The following is a 22,517-nucleotide window of genomic DNA, read 5'->3' as shown; positions in this document are numbered from 1 at the left end:
TTCCCGCCGAATTGGAGTTGGATTAGGAAAAAGAAGTAGCGGAAGTGGTCCCGTACTCATCTGGTCGTATTTTTATTAAGGACTTCATACTACTCACCAGAAAAGCGATGCATCCACTGGTCCATTTGCATCGCCACGATTTTCTTAATATTACCAGACGGCAATGAAAGGACGTAGCGCCTATGAACGTCTTGGCAAAACTGCTCTAGATCGGAGAAGCTACTCACCTTTAATCGAGTGGCGAGCGTCCTAGGCGACACACCGAGCGAGATACCGATCTTTTCCTGAAATCTCTCGAACCACGCGGTTCGCTGTGCGTGCGTCGGAATCGGCAACTCCATTCGCAGCTGAAACCTTCTCCACACTGCACGATCAAGCAGCTCGGAATGGTTCGTCGCCGTCACGACAACAACATGGCTAGGGAGTGCGTCGATTTGTAGCAACAGAGAACTAACTACGCGTTTAATTTCACCCGTTTCATTAGTGTCCCCCCGCTCTTTGCCTAACGTGTCGAACTCATCGAAAAAAAGTACACAATTGTGAGTTCTTGCGAAGTCAAAAAGTCGTTTAAGACGTCCACTCGTTTCTCCCAAGAAACTTCCCACGACAGCTTCATAGCGAACAACGAACAGCGGCACCATCAACTCGAATGCGATCGCCTCGGCGAGAGTCGTCTTTCCGTTCCCCGGTGGCCCAGAAAGTAGTACTCGATGCCTCGGCTCCAGTCCGTACGAACGGAGAAGATCGCGTCGGTGCTGCTCTTCTATTAACTCCCGCACAGCGCGATCAACGTCGCCAGGCAACAACATCGCGTCCAGCGAGCGGCGCGGCTCGATTTCGTAGAGCAGCCCCCCATGCCCGCCGTCGAAGCTGCGAACAACCTCTGCCCCACGTGGCGGAGTTACTGCGGCACGCAAGTTCTCCTCCAGCTTGTCGGCTAACTGCGTGTGGCGCTTGGCTCGCTCGTCAGCAGCGAGCGCCTCGACCGTAGACCGGAAGAGCTTTTGATCGCCCTGCGAGCCTGCGCGGACAAGATTGACGAGGAGATCGGCCCGGGCCATGACCATAAATAGAGATGAGGAATGGTTGGAGTATAACGGAGTGCGCCCTGGACCAAGGCCGCACTGAACCAACCCAGCCAATTGAGATTGCAGAGGAGCAGTCTTAGGACTGAGGCGCGCAAGCAATATGGGCGTCAGTTACAAACACCATTTGATAGTTGATTTGCCAGTCGGAAAAACAAAAAGCCCGCAAATCACTGAATTTGCGGGCTTTTAAGAGTTCATCTGGCGGAGAGAGGGGGATTCGAACCCCCGATAGGCTATTAACCTATACACGCTTTCCAGGCGTGCGACTTAAACCACTCATCCATCTCTCCTGAATGGTCGCGCATTATAGCAGGTCGGCGGCAACATCTCACCCATTTCGTGGCGACTCGAGCAAAAATCCTTTGAGCGCCCCGCCTCATGGGCGTCTCAGATGGTCCACCAGATGGCGGTCGCGCTCGCTTGGGCGGCTGCCCAGCAAGCTGACAGCAATCGCCACCGCGAATCCCACCGGGACGCCGAACGCCCCCGCCGAGATCGGGTCCACACCCCACCACCTTGACCCCGCGAAGCCCGTCAAACGAGTGAAGAACGGGTACGTCGTCATGATGTAATACACGCACACCAACAAGCCACTCACCATCCCCGCCGTCGCACCGAGTCGCGTCGTCCGCTTCCAGAACACCCCCAACACCAACGCCGGGAACAAACACGACGCCGCCAACGAAAACGCCGCCCCCACCAGAAACAAGATGTTCCCCAACTTCAACGACGTCACATACGACGCAAACATCGCCACACACAACAACAATATCTTCGACGTCGTCACCCGCTTCTGACTCGACGCATTCCTGTCCACCATGTGAAAGTAGACGTCGTGCGACAACGCGTTCGCAATCGTCAGCAACAACCCATCCGCCGTCGATAACACCGCCGCCAACGCGCCCGCCGCCACCAACCCCGAAATCACGTACGGCAACCCCGCAATCTCCGGCCCCGCCAGCACCAACATGTCCGGCTGCATCCAGATCTCGCCCCACTGCACCACACCATCCCGATAAACGTCCGAGATGTCTAACTGCACCGGCGTCGCATGCCGCCACTGCGTCACCCATCCCGGCAAGTTCTCATATCGCGCCCCCACCAAATGCAGCAGCACGTCGTACTTGAGCATCACCGCCAACGCCGGCGCACTCACATACAACAACGCGACGAAGAACAACGTCCACCCTACGGAACTCCGCGCGCCCTGCACCGTCGCAGTCGTGCCGTAACGTGTCAGGATATGCGGCAAGCTCGCCGTGCCGATCATCAGGCACACCATCAACAACAGGAAATTCAAACGCTGCGAACCGCGCGTCATGTCGTCACGCGCCGGAAACGGTTCCGTCATCGCACGCGGCGGTTCACTCCGCTCAACGTACTGATTACGCATCTCCAACCACTGGTTCTGCGCCTCCCCCACGTCTCGCGGAAATGCCTCCAGCTTCGCCTCAAGCACCTTCACATCACGCAACGGCCCATTGCGACGCTTCGTATCCAGCAACTGCCGCTCAAGCTCCGCACGCTCGCTATAGAACGTGTCCGGCAATCCGTCGAGCCGACGCTGCATCTGCTCCGCCTGCTCACGGTAGTAATCGCGCACTTCCTGCTCAGGCACCGAATTCTTGAGCTGCTTCTCCAATGCCTCGACCTTCTCCAGCGCTTCACCATAAGTGAACTGCGGGAACCAGCCGTTGCCCGTCTGATGCCCGATCATCGCCGTGGGCACCAAAAACGCCGTGATCATGATGATGTACTGCGCGACTTGCGTCCAAGTCACCGCCCGCATCCCCCCCAGGAACGAGCACACAAGAATCCCCGCCAGCCCGAAGAAGATGCCGATCGTGAATTCCACACCAATGAAGCGCGACGCAATCAACCCCACGCCCTGAATCTGTGCAACGAGATAGACGAACGAACACAGAATCGTCGAGAAAACGCCCAACGCCCTCACCAGATTGCTGTCGTAACGTGTACCGAGGAAGTCGGGCACCGTATATCGGCCCATCTTGCGTAAATAAGGCGCGAGCAGGAACGCCACCAGACAGTAGCCGCCCGTCCATCCCATGACGTAGGCCAGGCCGTCGTAACCGGATACGTACAGCGACCCCGCCAACCCCATGAACGACGCCGCGCTCATCCAGTCCGCCGCACACGCCATGCCGTTAAACATCGGCGGCACGCGGCGTCCCGCGACGTAATACTCGGCCGCATCGGAGGTACGCGAAATCAGACCGATTACCGCGTAGACGGCAATCGTCACGAAAAGAAACGCGTACCCGATCCACACGCCCGGGCCATTGACCTTTTCGAGCAGGCCGATCATCAACACGAACGCGAGAAACCCCGCCGTGTAATACAGGTAGTAGCGCAGCAACCTGCGCGTGAAACTCATCGGTAAAGATGCGCCGATGCGGCGCGAGAAGACGCACTTCGTGATGTGGCGGGCGCCATGGCGCGCTCCATCGTGTCATCGGTGAGGCCGAGGCTGTCGCGACGCGCGTCGCGCAACGCATGCAACGCCTCGCGATAACGCGAGTCGTTGCGCCGTTGAATCAACGCGTAGACGACGATCAGGCCAATGTCGATCAGGATCGAACCCTGCGCGCCCATGTAGAACGGCAACGGCCATCCGGCAAATCGCATCGCAGCCCATTCACGCGCCCAGAACTGCGGCACGAACGTCACCACGAAACCGATCACCATCAGCACCCCCACCAGCCATAAGGTGCGACGCCAGTGACGCGCAGCAATCGCCGCCGCCTGACCGTGCCAGTCGATGTCGGGAGGTAGGTCCGTCGGCGTCGCCACATTGGGCGCGCCGGCATGACGGCTGGTTGCATCAGAGGATAAAGAAGACATGAGGGACGCGCCACGCCGCCCCGAAGACACCGACGTCGGCGCAATGTCGTGGGGGGTGCCGGAGGCAATGTCATGGTGATCGCCCGGGGTGATGGGCGAGGTGACGGCGTTACCGCCTCGCCCCCCATACGGGGTCGACGAAACGCCCGCTGCGCCACCGGACATGTCGTCCGGCGACGTTCCGCCGTCGTCAGCGGAGCCCGGCGCGCCGGGCCGCGAGCGTTGCGTCATTGCAGGCGGCTTGGGTGTGCAAACCCGCGCTTACTGCGCCTGCTTGAGTTGCTCCAGAATGGCCGGATTCTCAAGCGTCGACGTGTCCTGCGTGATCTCCTCACCCTTCGCGATCACTCGCAGCAAACGACGCATGATCTTGCCCGAGCGCGTCTTCGGCAGATTGTCCCCGAAACGGATGTCCTTCGGCTTGGCGATCGGACCGATCTCCTTGCCCACCCAGTTCCGCAACTCCAGCGCCAGTTGCTTGGCCTCGTCGCCGGTCGGACGCGCACGCTTGAGCACCACGAACGCCACAATAGCCTCGCCGGTCGTGTCGTCCGGACGCCCCACCACCGCCGCTTCCGCCACGATCGGGTTCGCCACCAGCGCCGACTCGATTTCCATCGTCCCCATACGGTGTCCGGAGACGTTCAGCACGTCGTCGATACGTCCCATGATGGTGAAGTAACCGGTCTTCGCATCGCGAATCGACCCGTCACCCGCCAGATAGATCTTGCCGCCCAGTTCCGACGGGAAGTAGCTCGACTTGTAACGCTCCGGATCGCCCCAGATCGTACGAATCATCGACGGCCACGGACGCTTGATCACCAGCATTCCGCCCTGCCCATTCGGCACATCCTGCCCCGTCTCGTCGACGATGGCCACAGCCACCCCCGGCAAACCGAGCGTGCACGACCCCGGCACCAGCGGCGTCGCCCCCGGCAAGGGCGTGATCACGTGTCCGCCCGTCTCCGTCTGCCACCACGTGTCGACGATCGGGCAACGCGCGCCGCCTACGTTCTCGTAGTACCACATCCACGCTTCCGGATTGATCGGCTCACCCACCGACCCGAGAATGCGCAACGACGACAGGTCGTACTGCCTGGGATGCACTTCCGGTGCCTGCTCCGCCGCCTTGATGAGCGAACGGATCGCCGTCGGCGCGGTATAAAACACGGTCACTTTGTGACGGCCGATCATCTCCCAGAAACGCCCGGCGTTCGGGTACGTCGGCACGCCTTCGAACACCACCTGCGTTGCCCCCACGGCCAGCGGGCCGTAAGCAATATACGTATGCCCCGTGATCCAGCCGATATCGGCCGTGCACCAGAAAACGTCGTCCGGCTTGATGTCGAAAGTCCACTGCATGGTGAGCGACGCCCACAGCAGATAGCCGCCCGTGCTGTGCTGCACGCCCTTCGGCTTGCCCGTCGAGCCCGACGTGTAAAGGATGAAGAGCGGATGCTCCGCGCCCACCCACTCCGGCTCGCACTGGTCCGACTGACCGGCGACCAGGTCTTGCAGCACTTCGTCGCGACCGGCCTGCATCGTCACATTGCCACCCGTACGACGGTAGACGATCACCGACTTCACATGGTCGCACCCGCCCATCGCCAGCGCTTCGTCGACAATGGCCTTGAGCGGCAATGCCTTGCCGCCGCGCATCTGCTCGTCCGCCGTGACGATGGCCACCGCGCCCGCGTCGATCACGCGCTCGTTGAGCGACTTGGCCGAGAAACCACCGAACACGACCGAGTGGGTCGCGCCGATGCGCGCGCACGCCTGCATGGCAACCACGCCTTCAATCGACATCGGCATGTAAATGACCACGCGATCGCCCTTCTTCACGCCCTTGGCCTTGAGCGCGTTCGCAAAGCGATTCACGCGCGCGAGCAGGTCGCGATAGGTGACGGGCGTCACCGTGCCGTCGTCGGCCTCGAAAAGGATGGCAGGTTTGTCGCCCAGACCCGCTTCGATCTGGCGGTCCAGGCAGTTGTAGGAAGCGTTGATCTGACCGTCTTCGAACCACGTGTAGAACGGGGCGTTGGTCTCGTCGAGGACTTTGGTGAACGGCTTGTGCCAGGCCAGATTCTCGCGCGCCTGACGCGCCCAGAATCCCTCGTAATCCTTCTCGGCCTCGGCGCAAAGCGCCTCATAGGCTGGCATGCCGGAAATGTTCGCTTTGGCGACCAGCGCCTGCGGCGGCGCAAAAACGCGCTGCTCCTGCAATACCGATTCAATTGCTGCCATGAGTTGTCCCCTCTTATGGATATGCAAATACGATGGCAATCAAGCCAAAACCTATCGCTAACGTCACATTAAGACGAGCGACTTACTAACGCCTTACACTGGTGCATCCGACTCCCGTTCCTTGCGTGCGGGACTCACGCAAAGCGCGTTGTCGCATTGCAGCAAACTGTGGCGTATTCGCTACAATCCTACGCTCATCACCCCCTTCCCGCCACCCCGGAATCGCCCGGAGCGCCCGTGAATTCGACATCTACGCAGCCATCGAACGGTGACAACGCAGCGGCAGCCGGCAGCGCGCCGGGGCGCGCCCATCGGCTCGATGGCCTGTTCGCCCGCTTTCCGAGTTTCGCGCTCGCGCTCGCCATGACGTTCGTGGGCGCCAACGTGGGCATCGGCAAGACGATGGTCGCCGTCATGCCGGTGGCTGCCTTCGCGCTGTGGCGATTCTTCATCGCCATCGTCGCACTCGCCCCCCGCTACCGGCCTTCGGCCATGCGTCGCGTCACGCGCAGCCAGTGGGGCCGCCTCTTCGTGCAGACGTTCTTCGGCACGTTTCTCTTCACCTTACTGATCCTCTACGGCGTACGTATGACGACGGCCACCGCCGCCGGCGTCATCACAGCCACGCTGCCCGCCTGCGTGGCACTGCTATCGTGGGCCGTGCTGCGTGAAGCGCCATCACGACGCACCCTCGTGAGCATTGCGCTGGCGATGGCCGGCGTGGCATTGCTCAACGTCTCGCGCGGCGACGGCCACGCCGCATCGGGCGCCATCGCCAACGCATGGCTGGGCAACGCGCTGGTCCTCGGCGCCGTTTTCTGCGAAGCCATCTATGTGATCGTCTCGAAACGGCTCGCCGCCGAACTCCCCGCCATCGACATCTGCGCCTATACGCACTTGATCGGCGGCGTACTGATGCTGCCGCTCGGCGTCGTCGGACTGATGGCCGTCGACTACGCGGCGCTCAGCCTCGGTCACTGGGCGCTCATCGTCTGGTACGGGCTCGCCGCCAGCGTGTTCTCCTTCTTCCTCTGGATGCGCGGGATTCGCCACGTCAGCGCGCAACTTGCGGGCGTCTTCACGGCGATGGTGCCGGTCGCGGCTACCGCGTACGGCGTGATTTTTCTGGACGAGCGACTGACCGTCGCGCAAGGCGGCGCATTGGTGCTGACGGTCGCCGGCATCGTCCTGGCGGCACTGCCCGGGCGCTGCGCCGTCTCGCGAAAGACGCCATTGCCCGCGCGCGACTGAATCGAACGCGGTCGCGCCGCCAAGACGTTGTAAAATGCCGCCCATGCCGGATATCGCGACGCGCTATCCGTGCCCGGGTGCCTCCATGGCGCCCGACTCCGTGGTTTCGTATTCGATTTGCGTAACTGATAATGACAGCCTGCGTCACGAAGCGCAGGTCAACGTATTCACCCCGTCAAAATAGCCATGTCGACTCCCGGCCGACCGCCCGCGCCGACGCGTCATACGCGTACCATGCGTCCCCTGCCCCGCGTCATCTTCTTCAGCCGCTGGCTGCAACTCCCGCTGTATCTCGGGCTGATCGCCGCACAAGGCGTGTACGTCTACAAGTTCCTCGTCGAACTCTTCCATCTGGTCAGCCACGCCGCGACATTCGACGAAACGCAGATCATGCTCGTCGTGCTCGGCCTGATCGACGTGGTGATGATCTCGAACCTACTCATCATGGTGATCATCGGCGGTTACGAGACGTTCGTCTCCCGCCTCGGTGTGGAAGGGCATCCGGACGAACCGGAGTGGCTCGATCATGTGAACGCCGGCGTGCTCAAGGTGAAGCTGTCGATGGCGCTCATCAGCATCTCGTCGATTCATCTGCTCAAGACGTTCATCGATGCGTCTGCGCAAACGCCGCACACCATCATGTGGCAAGTGATCATTCACTGCGCCTTCCTGCTTTCCGCCGTGGTCATGGCCTACGTCAACAAGATGACGAACGACAGCCATGCGCCCGCGTACGCGACCCCGCAGCACTAGTCATTCACAATACCCAGTCCCCACTAAGTCGAGAGCCGTTTCATGTCTACCGTCATTAAAGAAGACGACGTCATTCAGAGCGTCGCCGGTGCCCTGCAATACATCAGCTATTACCACCCGGACGACTACATCCAGGCACTGGGTCGCGCCTACGAGGCCGAGCAAAGCCCGGCCGCACGCGACGCCATCGCCCAGATCCTGACCAACAGCCGCATGTGCGCCGAGGGCCGCCGTCCGCTGTGCCAGGACACCGGTATCGTGACGGTGTTCGTCAAGGTCGGCATGAACGTACGCTGGGACGCCAAGCGCAGCCTCACCGACATGATCAACGAGGGCGTGCGCCAGGCTTACATGCATCCGGACAACGTGCTGCGCGCCTCGATCGTGGCGCCGCCGGAAGCCGGCCGCAAGAACACGAAGGACAATACGCCCGCCGTCATCCACTACGAAATCGTGGAAGGCGACAAGGTCGACATCACGGTCGCAGCCAAGGGCGGCGGCTCGGAGAACAAGTCGAAGTTCGTGATGCTCAATCCGTCCGACTCGATCGTCGACTGGGTCGTGAAGACGGTCCCGACGATGGGCGCCGGCTGGTGCCCGCCGGGCATGCTCGGCATCGGTATCGGCGGCACGGCGGAGAAGGCGATGGTGCTCGCCAAGGAATCGCTCATGGACCCGATCGACATCCATGACGTGATCAAGCGCGGTCCGCAGAACTGGAACGAAGAACTGCGTATCGAGCTGTTCGAGAAGGTCAACGCACTCGGCATCGGCGCGCAGGGCCTCGGCGGCCTGGCCACCGTGCTCGACGTGAAGATCCTCGACTACCCGACGCACGCCGCGTCCAAGCCGGTCGCCATGATCCCGAACTGCGCGGCGACGCGTCACGCGCACTTCACGCTGGACGGCTCGGGCCCCTCGTTCCTTGCCGCCCCCTCGCTCGACGCCTGGCCGAACGTGCACTGGGCGCCCAACACGGAGACGAGCAAGCGCGTCGATCTGGACACGCTCACGCCGGAAGAAGTCGCGAGCTGGACGCCGGGTCAGACCCTGCTGCTCTCGGGCAAGATGCTCACGGGCCGCGACGCCGCCCACAAGCGCATTGCCGACATGATCGCCAAGGGCGAGCCGCTGCCGGTGGATTTCAAGGGCCGCGCGATTTACTACGTCGGCCCCGTCGATCCGGTGCGCGACGAAGTCGTCGGCCCGGCGGGCCCGACCACGTCCACGCGCATGGACAAGTTCACCGACATGATGCTGTCGAAGACGGGTCTCACCGTCATGATCGGCAAGTCGGAACGCGGCCCGGCCGCCATCGAAGCCATCAAGAAACACAAGGCTGCGTACCTGATGGCCGTGGGCGGCGCCGCCTACCTCGTGTCCAAGGCGATTCGTGCGGCCCGCGTGCTGGCCTTCGAAGACCTCGGCATGGAAGCCATCTACGAGTTCGACGTCAAGGACATGCCGGTAACGGTGGCCGTCGATGCAACCGGCGTGTCGGTGCACCAGACCGGACCGAAGGAATGGCAAGCCAAGATCGGCAAGATTCCGGTCGCTGCGGAATAAGTTTCATCTTTATCCGCATCGCTCGGATGTCACGCGCGCAAGGGCCGACGGCTTCGCGCCATCGGCCCGCAAGAGAAAGCCCGGCATGGTCCGGGCTTTTTTTCGTCTGACGCCGCTCGGGAAATCAGTGACGCAACCACCCGAAAATGTCATGTAACAAAGCGAGAATGGATCGCATTACCATTCGCACCTCGGTTCACGAAAAGCCTTGCAGGGCTTGGCTTTCCGAGCTTTTCAGGCTACTCTTCAACCGCTTGCAAAACTGCATAAACAGGGATCCGAAATGAAAGGCGACAAGAAAGTCCTCCAACTCCTCAACGAACAGCTCACCAACGAGCTGACGGCGATCAACCAGTACTTTCTGCACGCCCGGATGTACAACCATTGGGGGCTGACGAAGCTCGGCAAGCATGAGTACGATGAATCCATCGGCGAGATGAAGCACGCCGACAAGCTGATCGAGCGTATCTTCATGCTCGACGGCCTGCCGAACCTGCAGGATCTGCACAAGCTGCTCATCGGCGAGAACACCGAAGAGATCCTGCAATGCGATCTCAAGCTCGAGTACCTCTCGCAGAAGACCTGCAAGGAAGGCGTGGCGCATTGCGAAAGCGTGAAGGACTTCGTCTCGCGCGAAATTTTCAACGAGATCCTGCACGACACCGAAGAGCACATCGACTGGCTGGAAACGCAGATCGAACTCATCGGCAAGGTCGGTCTTCAGAATTACCAGCAGTCGGGCATGGCGTCGTTCGAAGAATAAGCCCGACACCCCGCAAAACCCAGATAAGAAAAGCGCCTCGCCGCACCGACATCGGTTCGCAGGCTTTGCGCTAGAATTTCGGGGCCGGCCACTTGCCGGCCCTTTTTCATTTGCCATGCCCTCCAATGCGCCGATTGGCGTCTTCGATTCCGGCCTCGGTGGACTCTCGGTTTTGCAGGCCGTTCGCGCCCGGCTTCCGCACGAGTCGCTGCTTTACGTCGCCGACTCCCGATACGCTCCGTACGGCGAACGCCCCGACGCGTTCATCGAGCAGCGCAGTCTCGCCATCGGCCGATGGGTGCGAGCGCGTGGCGCCAAGGCATTCGTCGTCGCCTGCAATACGGCAACGGCTCATGGCGTAGCCGCACTGCGGGCCGACGACTCATGGCCGGTGGTCGGCGTCGAGCCGGGCATCAAGCCCGCGGCGGCAGCGTCGCGCAGCGGCGTGATCGGGGTGCTTGCCACCGCCGCCACGCTGCGCAGCGCCCGCTTCTCGGATCTGCTGGCACGTCATACGGCGCAGGGACAGCGCTTCCTGTGTCAGCCAGGGCATGGACTGGTCGAGCGCATCGAAGCCGGTGACGTCGATTCGCCCGAGGTCATGGCGTTGCTGGATAAATACATTGCGCCCATGCTCGCGCAAGGCGCGGATACGCTGGTGCTCGGCTGCACGCATTACCCATTCCTGATTCCGGTCATCGAGCGGCATTTCGGCACGGCCCTCACGCTCGTCGATACCGGCGCCGCCATCGCACGCCAGCTTCAACGGCGGCTTGAGGCGGACGATCTGGCGTTGCCGGCAAACACCGGTGTTGTCGGCAATGTCGAGTTGTTCACGACCGCCAATACACACGCGTTGCAGACGATGGCGGACCGCTTGCTCGTCGACGCCCCCCAGGTGCAGCCGATCGAGATCGCGCTGGCCGCGCCGCACGTGGCAATGCCGGTAGCGCCCTAGGGCCATTGGCAGCGATGCACCAGCAGGCATCGGTAACACGGATAGCGCCGATAAGTGCCGATAAGTGCCGATAAGTGCCGGTAAGTGCTGGTAAGCGCCAGGGCACACCATCACCGCGTCGCCCTCCCGATGGACACGGCTCCCCGCCCCGCGCTCAGGTGCGGCAGCGCCGTCGGACCGTCCCCCGCCCGCCAAGGCGTGACGCGTCCGGCATCCGGCGAAAACCTTCCCATCATTCCCCGCGACACCCGCGCCACATATCCCTGTACGTACCATGGGATAGGTCGATGGCGCTTGCAAAAGGCGTCGACTTAAATAATAATTATTCTCATTAGTGTTACATTTTGACGTTTTCACCATGATCGTCTGCGTATGTAAATCCGTTTCCGACCGTCAGATCAAGGCTTGCCTCGACGCCGGCGCCACCACGATGGAAGATCTCCAGGTCGACCTCGGCGTTGCGCTGTGCTGCGGCAAGTGCGGTCCGTATGTTCAGGAAATGGTGAGCGGCGCCACGCCATGCTGTGGCCGCGCCTGCGGTGGCTGCTGCCAGTCCGCTCGCGTGGAAACGACGACGGAAGTCGTGGTGGTGCGTCAGGAACTCGCGCTCGCGGCGTAAGCGCTCGCAGTTCATCGGCGAGGCCCTGCCCTCGCGTTGTGCAACAGGTTGTTACCGGTTTCGAACGATTTGGAATTTCGCCCGCGTGGCAGACGATGCGTCAGCCACGGGGTAGTGGAGCCAGCCAGGCGTACCGCGACATTGCGGCGTCATGCGCCAGCCAGCGACGTTGTCACCCTGGAGGTGTCGGATGGAACTCCTGATTGGCTTTGTTTCGACGTTATGTTTGTCGTTTTTCCTATTTCGAAGGTGAGTTTGCGCACCGTTTTTGACTCACAGCGTTCGCCGACCGCGCCCCATGGCGCGGTTTTCCTTTGATCGTACGTCCGGCCTATCCGCACCCCGAGGCTTCGCACACCGCGCTTCACTCACCGTTCATCGCCGCAATTTAGCGTACCCTAGCCGTTATCATGTCGACCGCCGTGCCCCCCGCCGTGCCCTCATCCGGCCTTGCGCTCACGCAATTCCGCGATCCGCTGACGTCGCCGCGAGCTATCGCGATTGCCGCAGCGATCGTCGTCGTTCACATTGCTGTACTGGTCGGACTGTCGCACCTGCGCAACGAACCTGAAAAGGCGACGATCGAGCCGACGACCTTCACCGCGACGATCATTCCGCTCACCCCCGCCCCGACGCCGCCGCAACCCGCGCCGCCCAAACCGCAGCCGGAGCCGCCCAAGCCGAAGGTTGCGCCGCCGCCGCCCAAACCGCGCGAGCAACCCAAGAACGCCATCACGCAGAAGGCTGAGCCGGTGGCGCCGCCGCAACAAACGACGACCGAGCCGGTGCAGCAAGCCGCACCGACGCCCCCGGCACCGCCCGCCCCCGCTCCGGCGCCCGCGCCGTCCGGTCCGATCGAAGGTCTGGCGGTGAAGTGCGACGAGCCGCGCGTGGTCTACCCGACGCAGTCGCGCCGCGTGGGCGAAGAAGGCACCGTCACATTGCGCCTCGTGATCGACACCCGGGGTGTGGTCTCGAGCGCCAATGTCGTCAAGTCGAGCGGCTTTCCGCGTCTCGATCAGGCTGCGCGTACCGCCGCACTGGCGATGCGCTGCGCCCCCCCGATGCAAAACGGCCGCGCGGTCGAAGCCGCTGCGACCAAACCGTTTAACTTCAATCTGAACGATTAACGTAACGATCTACGAACTGGATCTTCCGAGGAACGAAAAATGCAAGAGTATGGTTTGAGCCACGTCTGGTCACAGGGCGATTTCGTCACCCGCGCCATCGCGATCGTGTTGCTGCTGATGTCGGTGCTGTCCTGGACGGTCATCATCATCAAGGGCACGCAGGTCTTCCGCCTGACCCGCCTCACGCGCACGGCCGAGCCGGACTTCTGGCACTCGGAGAATTTCTCCGCCGGCTTGCAAAAGCTTGGCGAGTCGGGTCAGAACAACCCGTTCCTCGCACTGGCGCTGGCCGGTCAGGACGCGGCCGAACATCACCGCCAGAGCCAGCCGCATCTGCACGACAAGATGGACGTGAGCGACTGGATCACGCGTGCCCTGAAGAACTCGGTGGACGATACGGTGTCGCGCCTGCAAAGCGGTCTGGCCATGCTGGCCTCGATCGGCTCGACCTCGCCGTTCGTCGGTCTGTTCGGTACGGTGTGGGGTATCTATCACGCCCTGCTGGCCATTGGCGCATCGGGCCAGACGACCATCGACAAGGTGGCCGGCCCGGTGGGCGAAGCCCTGATCATGACGGCCTTCGGTCTGTTCGTCGCCATCCCCGCCGTGCTCGGCTTCAACGCCCTGACGCGCGCCAACAAGGGCATCGTCTCGAAGCTCAACCGCTTCGCGCACAGCCTGCACGGCTACTTCCTGACGGGCGCCAGCGTGCACTCGACGCAGTTCGCCAGCAATGTCACGCCGGTGCGCAAGCCCACGTCGGCCAGCGCCAGCTAAGCCGCCGCGCAAGAGAAGGAGTTCGCTATGGCTATGGGTTCATACAGCAGCGACGACAGCGCCGATGACGCGATGATGAGCGAAATCAACATGACGCCGCTCGTCGACGTCATGCTGGTGCTGCTGATCATCTTCATCGTGACGCTGCCGGTGCTCAATCACGCGGTCAAGCTCGATCTGCCGCAGGCGAGCAGCCAGCCGGAAGACACCAAGCCTGCCAAGGTCGACCTGTCGATTCAGGCAGACGGCAGTGTCTTCTGGGACAAGCAGCAGATCGACGACGACACGCTCAAGGCGCGTCTGGCACAGGCCGCCGATGCGCAGCCGCAACCGGAACTGCACCTGTTCGCCGACAAGAACGTGCGTTACGAGAGCGTCGCCAGAGTGCTTTCCGAAGCCCAGGCGGCAGGCGTTACCAAACTCGGCTTCGTGACCGAACCGGCTAAGTAAGCCGGTCCCTGCACGAATCGCAGAAGCTCAGGCGCGGTGCCGGTCACCGCGCTTTTTTTCGTTCATACGGTTCATTCGACGCGAAAGCGTCGCTATTGCGATCGACTTCTCGCTAACTGTTCCAATCCGGTAACAATCCTTCCTGCGTTACGGACTACTCCCGGTGCCATCGCCCCCGATATAGTGGGGACATGACAACGGATACCCACGTGCCGCAAGTCCCAAGGCGGGTATCCCCACAGGAGAGTTCCTCATGAGCACCCCCTACGCCCGTCCGGTCGCCCGTGTCTTTACGGCAGCGAAAACGCAGGAAGGCGCCGGTTTCTACGTCAACCGCCCGTTCCCGACACGCATGCTGATGGACTTCGATCCGTTCCTGCTGCTCGACGAAATGGGGCCGATGCAAGTGGCCCCCGGCGATGCCAAGGGCGCCCCCGATCATCCGCATCGCGGCTTCGAGACCGTCACTTACCTCCTCGCCGGCCAGATGGAGCATCGTGACTCGCAAGGTCATGCCGGTAAGCTCACGCCCGGCGACGTGCAATGGATGACGGCCGGCGCCGGCGTGATCCACTCGGAGATGCCGTCGCAGGCGTTTCAGCAACGCGGTGGCGAAATGCATGGCTTCCAGTTGTGGGTGAACCTGCCGAGCGCCGACAAGATGATGACCCCGCGCTATCAGGAACTGCCGGCTGCCGGTATCCCGACGGCGACGAGCGACGACGGCAAGGTCGCCGTTCGCGTGATCGCAGGCGAGGCGCTCGGTACGCGGGCGGCCATCGAGACACGAACACCGATCCTGTATCAGCATTTCACGCTCCAACCGCAGGCGCTGCTCGATCATCCGGTGCCGGCCGACTTCAACGTCTTTGCGTATGTCATCGACGGCGAAGGACATTTCGGCGCAGAAGCCACCGCAGCGAAGGCTCATCAGATGGTCGTGTTCGGCAACGACGGCGAAGGCGTGACCGTGCGTAACGACAGCGACGCGCCGCTGTCGTTTCTGCTCATCGGCGGCAAGCCGATCGGCGAACCGGTCGCGCGCTACGGCCCGTTCGTGATGAACACGGAGAGCGAGATTCGTCAGGCGATTCTCGATTTTCAGGCCGGACGCATGGGGCATATTCCGGCATCCGTCTCGCGAACCTGAAGGAAGACGCGCGAGCGAGCGTTGGAAAACACGCGCCCGAAGGTGCCGCCAGCGTCGTTTTCGCCGGCCCGGTGAAATTGGGTCACAATGACACTTAAAGTACGCAGAGTGTGTTGTGGCCCGCGGTTTCGCCGGGCCGCTTTCATTAGCACCCGTCTGGACCCACAGGAGCCACCATGGCCGCAGAAGCGATTGTCACCGCCCATCTGGGCGCTGCCGGATATACCACCCATCTGTCGGACGGCAAGCACGAATGGATCGCCGACGAACCCGAGTCACTCGGTGGCGGCGATCTCGGCCCCGCGCCGGCGGCGTTGCTGCTGTCGAGTCTGGGTGCCTGCACGTCGATTACGCTGCATATGTACGCGCGCCGCAAGGAATGGCCGCTCAAGGACGTGAAAGTCACGCTCGCGATGAATCCGGACGGCAAGCCGCCTGCGGGCACCACGCAAATTACGCGCAAGATCGAGCTGGCCGGCGATTTGTCGGAGGAACAGCGTCAACGCCTCTTGGAAATCGCCAATGCGTGCCCAATTCACAAGGTGTTGTCGGGCACCGTCGCCATCGAGAGTTCGCTGATCGAGTAAAGGTCAGGTCGCGGTCAAATCAAGGCCGAGCCAACGCCCGGCGCTGTGCGCTAACGCGCAATGCGTTGCCGTCAGGGCACGGCATTGCGTCACGGCGCGTACCGGCTCACATGGCAACCGCTTACCGTCGGGCGATTCGCGGTCATCAACGCCATCTAGGGGAAATAGTCTTGCAGTACGAACACCTGATCGAGGTCAACGACCTCCTGAACCCGCTGGCCCTCGCACTCACGCGCGATCAACTGTGGCGTGGCCTCGTGCTACGCGCCGAACAGCCTGAGGCGTTCGTGCTGGGGCTCGACGCGTGCGTGATGCACGAACGCACCGAGAACACGCTGAACCGCGAACTGCGTTTCGGCGAGACGGTGGTGCTCGATCGGGTCGTCTTCGAGGCGCAGCAATCCGTGCGTTACGAGACGGCTGCGACCGACGCCCACGCTGGCGGCACCCTTACCATGCGTATCGAAGAGCCCAACCCCACGCATTACTTCGTGCGATTTACGTACAGCACGACATTGCCGGAAGACGCCGCGACCGCCGATACGCGCTATAGCGAGTTTGTGAAATCCGCCTATCGCGAAGCGGACATCGACACCGTTCGGCGTATCCGTGAACTCGCCGAGCGAGGCGCGCTGGGCTAATCCGGCGTTAGCGGCCCATTTGCCGGACGATGGCGTCCACTCGTCCGGCCCCATCATTTAGAAAAAACTACCGAACAAATAAATCAATAGTCAAATTCAAATATAAATGGGAATGATTCTCATTTAATATTCTTCTCACAGTCAGCCACACGGATGAGCGAGATGACCGCAAGCCACACCACTGCCCGCCAGACCACGCCCGCCACGGCGCCACGCCGCACCTTGTCGGTGTCGCGTTCGCAAGTGGCCAGCCCGGCGGCGGAAAAGCCGGCGAGCCAGGCCACCGGTCGCGTGCTGACGAGCGATCACCTGTTGCAGGGCACGCAATGCGTGAACATCCTGCACAACGGACAGACCTACCAACTGCGCGCTACGCGTTACGGCAAGCTGATCCTGACGAAGTAAGTTTCTGGATTTGAAGCAGTCAAGCATTTTGGCGGTGGCAAGACCACGACCTTGCCGCCACCTTCACCGAGTTTTGTGGGGACCACCTCGCCTAAGAGGTGTTTGGCAGTAGCCAGCGAACGCAACGCGATCCCATGTAGTTACGGCAAGCCCCTCTCTACCTGCGTTGCGCGCCAGCCAAGCCGCTTTTTTTGTCCGTCCACTCGGGTTTCATTGATGTTCTCCTCGTGGCGCAACCTGCCAAGCCTCAGGTTGTGCCGGCCGGCCTGACAAGCCTTTGACCCGCTCCAACGAGCGGGTTTTCTTTTTGGGCTTCATCGTCTGCCGCAACACGCTCGACGATGTCCGTCCGCAAAAAAAGCATCGCCGACGTGAGCTGGCGATGCTTTTTTACGTTCGTTGGCGCCCGTTGGCGTCCGTTTGCGAGTCCGTTACCGCCCCCCCGTTCACGAAGGCACGGTCCCGTCTCAAGCGATATCAGGCACCTGTCACGGCGGCGATACCGGCGCGAGCGATCTGCGCGTCCTGCGCCGACTTCACGCCCGACACGCCCACAGCGCCGATGACGTTGCCGTCGACGACGATGGGCACACCGCCTTCGAGCATCGCCGTGTTCGGTGCGCTCAGGAACGCGTAACGGCCACCGTTGATCATCTCTTCGAACGCGCCGCTCTCGCGACGGCCGACCGCCGAGGTCTGCGCCTTGCCCAGCGACATCATGGCCGTGCTGGGCGCCGCGCCGTCCATGCGGTGCAGCGACAGCGCATGACCGCCGTCGTCGACGATGGTGATGCACACGTTCCAGCCGTTCGCGGTGGCTTCCGCCACGGCGGCCGCGTTGATCTTCTGCACATCTTCAACGCTCAGGACAGCTTTCGTCTTCATACGTCTCTCTCGTTTAAGGTTGGCAACTCAAGGGGCACGCAGTAGCGCTCCACCCCGGAAAATCGTTCCTGCGTTTTGTGCCGCGCCGACCCTGCCGGGCAGGCTTAACGCGTTACAGGCGGCGCGGTTCGCTCAGTGTCCTACGCTCAGCGCCATCCATTCACGCAGCGTGGCACGCGTGATGCGCAGACTCTCGAGGGTGGGCCACCAGCCGGGGGCGGCGTCGGCTTCCAGCGCATTGGCGTGGCAGCACGGTGCAGGTACCACCGTCAGACCCGCTCGCTCGAACTGATCGCGAGCCCGGCGCATATGCCAGGCGCTCGTGACCAGATAAACGCGCGATACGCCGACGTTCGTCAGCATGCGCGCGCTGAAGACGGCGTTTTGCGCCGTGTTCAACGACTGTCCTTCCACCCAGCGCACCGGTACGCCGAACTCCTCGGTGGCCACCTGCGCCATGACCGGCCCCTCCGACACGCGACCGCTCGGACTGCCGCCGGACACCAAAACGGGCAACTGCGCACGCCGGGCGAGGAATGCACCGTAGCGCACGCGGGCCAGCGTGACATCGCTCAGATCTGCGCCCTTTTCGCGACCGTACTCCGGCGCACCGAGGCTCATGCCGCCGCCCAGAATCACCACCGCCTGCGGCAACTTGGCGACAGCGCCGGGCGCCTGACGCGCAGCATCGAGCGTGCCCGGATCGACCGCCGCCCCGATGTCGAGCGACTGCGAGAGCTCGCGGGCGACCCACGGCATCGACTGCGTCCATAGCACCAGCACGGCAATGACCGCCAGCGCCCTGCCCGCGCGCGGAAAGCGCCGCCAGAGGACGAGCGCCAACCCTGCGAGCACCAGCACGTTGGCCGGTGGCAGAAACACGCTGACGAGAAGATTGCGGGCGAGCCAGTCGAAAGGCATCCGGCGAGTGTACTGGACTGGCCCGTCGAGTGCACCCTTTCTCTATACGGCACTCCCATGCGATAGCACACGAGAGTTGCGGGATGAGAAAACGCGGCAGTCGTGCGGTTGCGCCAGTTGAACCCGAAAGCAAAAAGCCCGTGCAAGGGCACGGGCTTTTGCGGCGTTGAAGCTGAAGTCGAAACCTTGGTCGAAACCGAGGCAGGCGCCGGAACCGCTTACGCCAGCAGGCTGCGCAACATCCAGGCGTTCTTCTCATGCAGTTGCATGCGCTGCGTGAGCAGGTCGGCGGTCGGCTCGTCCGATGCGGCGTCGACGATCGGAAAGATGCCGCGTGCGGTGCGTGTTACGGCCTCCTGCCCTTCGACCAGTTGACGAATCATCTCGTCGGCCGCCGGCACACCGTCGGCCTCGGGAATCGACGACAACTTCGCAAACTCCTTGTAAGTGCCCGGGGCCGGATAGCCCAGCGCACGAATTCGCTCGGCGATCTGATCGACGGCCAGCGCAAGTTCGTTGTACTGGCCTTCGAACATCAGATGCAGCGTGTTGAACATCGGCCCCGTCACGTTCCAATGGAAGTTGTGCGTCTTCAGATACAGCGTGTAAGTGTCTGCCAGAAGATGGCTCAATCCCTCGACGATGCGCTTGCGATCCTTGTCGCTGATACCGATATTCACGCTCGCCACGTGGGTCGCATTGCCTTTCTTTGCCATGATTTGACTCCATTTGCTGTGCCGTCTCCGAAAAATCCGAAGACATGCTGAATTGAAATTGCCGATTTACCGATGCCCGGCAAGCACCGCGCGAGTGTACCGGCCCCGTGTGGGCGTCGTATGACACCGCATCCACCCACCGATGCGCATTCGGCTGTGATGCCATCGAGCGCGCAATGTTCCACGCGGCCGATCTCCGTACTTTCCTCAAGACGTTCGGCACGGTATTCCGGTTACACTGCGTCCATACTTCCGACACCACCCGATATCAGCGACACCGCCCCGCCGAGACGTCTGCCGCCTCGTACGATGCCGCGATTCAGACGACGCGACGGACCCAAGCCGACTCCGCCTACCGCCCCTCGATGCCCCTACGTCCCGCAGGAACGTCGCGCGTGAGCGCCAAAACCCACCACGATGCCAGCACTTCCCCCGGCCACCCCCTGACCGCGGCACTGCCTCGCCAGTTGCTGGTGACGCCGGATGTCACCTCGCGCACGCACATCGCCGAGTTCGCCTCGCAACTCGCGCAGGCGCTGGCGCGCGGCACGCGTCTCGTGCAGCTTCGCAATCGTTCGCTCGACGCGGACGGCTACCGCGCGCTGGCCGAAAGTGCGCTCGCGCTCACCCACGCGGCCGGGGCGCAACTCATCCTGAACCCGCCGCACGATGTCGCCGACCGGTGGCTCGCCGCCGATGGCGTTATCGCCGGCACGGTCCCGCAAGCGGACGGCTGGCATCTCACGAGCGAACGCCTGATGAGCTGCGCGACACGCCCCGTCGGCTGGAAGATCGTCAGCGCCGCCTGTCACGACGCCGCACAACTCGCCCAGGCCACACGGCTCGGCCTCGACTTCGTCACGCTGTCACCGGTGCTCGCGACCGCAACGCACCCCGACGCCACGCCGCTCGGCTGGCCGACGTTCACCACGCTCGCGGCGCAAACGTCGCTGCCGGTGTTCGCGCTTGGCGGCATGCGTGCCGAGACGCTGACGAGCGCCCGCAACGCCGGCGCGTACGGTATTGCCGCGATCCGCGCCTTCTGGCCCGCCGGCTGAACGACGCCCATTCCGGACCGCCGCGAGCGAGTCGCGCCCGACAACTCACGCGTCACGATTCGCAATACGCGCCACGGACGCCATAAACATCACAAACGCCACAAACGCCCGCGCGGGGACGGCATTCGCCGCCCCCGCTGTACTTTCCTCACGTCCTGCGCGATCCCCGGCAAACCTTCTGCCGGCGCATCCGAACCGCGATGCCTTACTTCGCCAGCGCCTTGCGAGCGGCGATCACGCCTTGCGCATACGCAGGATCGATCTTCGCGAAGTGACCGATCTGACGCTCGGCGACGTCGTCGGGCACCCCCTGCATCGACGCTGCAATGTTGCCGAACAGACGCGCCTTCTGGGCGTCGTCGAACAGACGGAACAGCGCGCGCGGCTGCGAGTAGTAATCGTCATCGTCGCGGTGATCGAAGCGATCTGCCACGGCGCCCACCGCTTGCTGCGGCTCGCGATACTCGGGCTGCTCGGCAAATGCGCCGTACCGGTTCGGCTCATAGTTCGGCGTGCTACCGAGGTTGCCGTCCACACGCATCGCACCGTCGCGGTGGAAGCTGTTGTGGAACGGGCACTTCGGCGCATTCACCGGAATGGCGCTGTGATTCACGCCAAGGCGGTAGCGCTGCGTATCGCCGTACGAGAACAGACGCCCCTGCAACAGGCGATCCGGCGAGAAGCCGATACCCGGCACCACATTGCCCGGATTGAACGCGGCTTGTTCGACATCGGCGAAGTAGTTCTCCGGATTGCGATTCAGCTCCAGGACACCCACGTCGATCAACGGGTAATCGCCATGCGGCCATACCTTGGTGATGTCGAACGGATTGAAGCGATACGTCGCCGCATCCGCCTCCGGCATCACCTGCACCTGCATGCGCCAGCGCGGGAAGTTACCGGCTTCGATGGCCTCGAACAGATCGCGCTGATGGCTTTCGCGATCGTCGCCGACGATAGCCGCCGCCTCGGCGTTGGTCACATTCTCGACGCCCTGCATCGACTTGAAGTGGAACTTCACCCAGAAGCGCTCGTTGGCGGCATTGATGAAGCTGAACGTGTGCGAGCCGAAGCCATGCTGCTGGCGGTAGTTCTTCGGCAAACCGCGATCGCTCATGAGGATAGTGACCTGATGCAGCGATTCGGGCGAGCGCGACCAGAAATCCCAGGCAGCCGTCGGGCTACGCATGTTGGTCTTCGGATCACGCTTTTGCGTATGGATGAAATCGGGGAACTTGAGCGGATCGCGAATAAAGAATACCGGCGTGTTGTTGCCGACGAGATCCCAGTTGCCTTCGTCGGTGTAGAACTTGAGGGCGAAGCCGCGAACGTCGCGCTCCGCGTCGGCGGCGCCACGCTCGCCGGCTACGGTCGAGAAACGCAGGAACACCGGCGTTTCCTTACCGACGGCTTCGAACACGCGGGCACGGCTGTACTTGGTGATGTCGTGGGTGATGGTCAGCTTGCCGAATGCGCCCGAGCCTTTCGCGTGCACGCGACGCTCAGGAATCACTTCACGGTCGAAGTGGGCGAGCTTTTCGATCAGCCACATGTCTTGCAACAATGCCGGGCCGCGCGGGCCGGCCGTCAAGGTGTTCTGGTTGTCGGTGACCGGTGCACCGGCTGCGGTTGTGAGTTTCTTCGTATCGGACATGTGACGCTCTCCTGTTTCCTGGTTCCTGATCGGGCAAAC

General features: G+C 62.4%; 22 protein-coding genes and 1 tRNA gene. 14 read left to right on the top strand and 9 right to left on the bottom strand.

The genetic code is table 11. The features are described 5' to 3' along the window. Nucleotides 1-89 precede the first annotated feature (89 nt). The 5 genes from PAN31108_RS22980 to acs all read right to left on the bottom strand — a co-directional run bounded on the left by PAN31108_RS22980 (nucleotide 90) and on the right by acs (nucleotide 6,194). Complete coding sequence (locus PAN31108_RS22980; protein ID WP_150671081.1) at nucleotides 90-1,061, bottom strand: AAA family ATPase; 972 nt, start codon at nucleotides 1,059-1,061, stop codon at nucleotides 90-92. Between the two features lie 226 nt (nucleotides 1,062-1,287). Further along, nucleotides 1,288-1,378 (bottom strand) — tRNA-Ser (locus tag PAN31108_RS22975). An 86-nt stretch (nucleotides 1,379-1,464) separates the two neighbouring features. Further along, nucleotides 1,465-3,483: a sodium:solute symporter family protein gene (locus tag PAN31108_RS22970; RefSeq protein ID WP_150671080.1), complete on the bottom strand. Its 2,019-nt coding sequence runs from the start codon at nucleotides 3,481-3,483 to the stop codon at nucleotides 1,465-1,467. Next, the gene (locus PAN31108_RS22965; RefSeq protein ID WP_174995114.1) at nucleotides 3,480-3,950 is read right to left on the bottom strand and encodes a DUF4212 domain-containing protein; all 471 of its coding nucleotides are present in this window, start codon (nucleotides 3,948-3,950) and stop codon (nucleotides 3,480-3,482) included. Before PAN31108_RS22965 ends, PAN31108_RS22970 begins: the two co-directional genes overlap by 4 nt. Before the next feature lie 261 nt (nucleotides 3,951-4,211). Continuing rightward, entirely contained in the window at nucleotides 4,212-6,194 is a 1,983-nt protein-coding gene (acs, locus tag PAN31108_RS22960) for an acetate--CoA ligase (RefSeq protein ID WP_150671078.1), read from the bottom strand. A gap of 324 nt (nucleotides 6,195-6,518) precedes the next feature. On the opposite strand from acs, the gene PAN31108_RS22955 reads away from it, so the two are divergent. The 13 genes from PAN31108_RS22955 (at nucleotide 6,519) to hemP (ending at nucleotide 17,244) form a co-directional block, all read left to right on the top strand. Further along, nucleotides 6,519-7,445 carry a DMT family transporter gene (locus tag PAN31108_RS22955; RefSeq protein ID WP_281350145.1) on the top strand — a complete coding sequence of 309 codons (927 nt, stop codon included), beginning with the start codon at nucleotides 6,519-6,521 and terminating at the stop codon, nucleotides 7,443-7,445. A 186-nt stretch (nucleotides 7,446-7,631) separates the two neighbouring features. Continuing rightward, entirely contained in the window at nucleotides 7,632-8,198 is a 567-nt protein-coding gene (locus PAN31108_RS22950) for a TIGR00645 family protein (protein WP_150671077.1), read from the top strand. 42 nt (nucleotides 8,199-8,240) lie between these two features. Then, nucleotides 8,241-9,764 carry a fumarate hydratase gene (locus tag PAN31108_RS22945; protein WP_150671076.1) on the top strand — a complete coding sequence of 508 codons (1,524 nt, stop codon included), beginning with the start codon at nucleotides 8,241-8,243 and terminating at the stop codon, nucleotides 9,762-9,764. A gap of 283 nt (nucleotides 9,765-10,047) precedes the next feature. Beyond that, nucleotides 10,048-10,527, top strand: coding sequence for a bacterioferritin (bfr, locus tag PAN31108_RS22940; protein WP_150671075.1), 480 nt, complete (start codon nucleotides 10,048-10,050; stop codon nucleotides 10,525-10,527). A gap of 115 nt (nucleotides 10,528-10,642) precedes the next feature. Next, nucleotides 10,643-11,485 (top strand): glutamate racemase, encoded by an 843-nt coding sequence (gene murI, locus PAN31108_RS22935; protein ID WP_150671074.1) that lies wholly within the window; start codon nucleotides 10,643-10,645, stop codon nucleotides 11,483-11,485. A gap of 358 nt (nucleotides 11,486-11,843) precedes the next feature. After that, nucleotides 11,844-12,104 (top strand): (2Fe-2S)-binding protein, encoded by a 261-nt coding sequence (locus tag PAN31108_RS22930; protein ID WP_150671073.1) that lies wholly within the window; start codon nucleotides 11,844-11,846, stop codon nucleotides 12,102-12,104. 410 nt (nucleotides 12,105-12,514) lie between these two features. Beyond that, on the top strand, nucleotides 12,515-13,234 hold the full coding sequence (locus PAN31108_RS22925; protein ID WP_150671072.1) for an energy transducer TonB: 720 nt from the start codon (nucleotides 12,515-12,517) through the stop codon (nucleotides 13,232-13,234). A gap of 39 nt (nucleotides 13,235-13,273) precedes the next feature. Continuing rightward, the gene (locus PAN31108_RS22920) at nucleotides 13,274-14,011 is read left to right on the top strand and encodes a MotA/TolQ/ExbB proton channel family protein (protein WP_150671071.1); all 738 of its coding nucleotides are present in this window, start codon (nucleotides 13,274-13,276) and stop codon (nucleotides 14,009-14,011) included. A 27-nt stretch (nucleotides 14,012-14,038) separates the two neighbouring features. Further along, on the top strand, nucleotides 14,039-14,461 hold the full coding sequence (locus tag PAN31108_RS22915) for an ExbD/TolR family protein (protein ID WP_150671070.1): 423 nt from the start codon (nucleotides 14,039-14,041) through the stop codon (nucleotides 14,459-14,461). Nucleotides 14,462-14,714: 253 nt separating this feature from the next. Further along, entirely contained in the window at nucleotides 14,715-15,611 is an 897-nt protein-coding gene (locus PAN31108_RS22910; RefSeq protein WP_150671069.1) for a pirin family protein, read from the top strand. Between the two features lie 176 nt (nucleotides 15,612-15,787). After that, nucleotides 15,788-16,198, top strand: a complete 411-nt coding sequence (locus PAN31108_RS22905; RefSeq protein WP_150671068.1) for an OsmC family protein — start codon at nucleotides 15,788-15,790, stop codon at nucleotides 16,196-16,198. Nucleotides 16,199-16,368: 170 nt separating this feature from the next. Continuing rightward, nucleotides 16,369-16,839 carry an SRPBCC family protein gene (locus PAN31108_RS22900; RefSeq protein WP_150671067.1) on the top strand — a complete coding sequence of 157 codons (471 nt, stop codon included), beginning with the start codon at nucleotides 16,369-16,371 and terminating at the stop codon, nucleotides 16,837-16,839. 153 nt (nucleotides 16,840-16,992) lie between these two features. Then, complete coding sequence (hemP, locus tag PAN31108_RS22895) at nucleotides 16,993-17,244, top strand: hemin uptake protein HemP (protein WP_150671066.1); 252 nt, start codon at nucleotides 16,993-16,995, stop codon at nucleotides 17,242-17,244. A gap of 477 nt (nucleotides 17,245-17,721) precedes the next feature. On the opposite strand, the gene PAN31108_RS22890 is transcribed toward hemP, so the two are convergent. From PAN31108_RS22890 to PAN31108_RS22880, 3 genes are all read right to left on the bottom strand, one after another. Then, nucleotides 17,722-18,129 (bottom strand): GlcG/HbpS family heme-binding protein, encoded by a 408-nt coding sequence (locus tag PAN31108_RS22890; RefSeq protein ID WP_150671065.1) that lies wholly within the window; start codon nucleotides 18,127-18,129, stop codon nucleotides 17,722-17,724. A gap of 132 nt (nucleotides 18,130-18,261) precedes the next feature. Then, nucleotides 18,262-19,050, bottom strand: a complete 789-nt coding sequence (locus PAN31108_RS22885; RefSeq protein WP_150671064.1) for a YdcF family protein — start codon at nucleotides 19,048-19,050, stop codon at nucleotides 18,262-18,264. Nucleotides 19,051-19,268: 218 nt separating this feature from the next. Beyond that, nucleotides 19,269-19,766, bottom strand: a complete 498-nt coding sequence (locus PAN31108_RS22880) for a Dps family protein (protein ID WP_150671063.1) — start codon at nucleotides 19,764-19,766, stop codon at nucleotides 19,269-19,271. A gap of 443 nt (nucleotides 19,767-20,209) precedes the next feature. Between PAN31108_RS22880 and PAN31108_RS22875 the strand changes: the two genes are divergently transcribed. Further along, on the top strand, nucleotides 20,210-20,824 hold the full coding sequence (locus PAN31108_RS22875; RefSeq protein WP_246184106.1) for a thiamine phosphate synthase: 615 nt from the start codon (nucleotides 20,210-20,212) through the stop codon (nucleotides 20,822-20,824). Nucleotides 20,825-21,029: 205 nt separating this feature from the next. On the opposite strand, the gene PAN31108_RS22870 is transcribed toward PAN31108_RS22875, so the two are convergent. Beyond that, nucleotides 21,030-22,478, bottom strand: a complete 1,449-nt coding sequence (locus PAN31108_RS22870; protein ID WP_150671061.1) for a catalase — start codon at nucleotides 22,476-22,478, stop codon at nucleotides 21,030-21,032. Nucleotides 22,479-22,517: the final 39 nt, after the last annotated feature.

Source organism: Pandoraea anhela (assembly GCF_902459655.1).
GTDB classification, from domain to species: domain Bacteria; phylum Pseudomonadota; class Gammaproteobacteria; order Burkholderiales; family Burkholderiaceae; genus Pandoraea; species Pandoraea anhela.
This window is presented reverse-complemented; position numbering and strand designations above follow the sequence as displayed.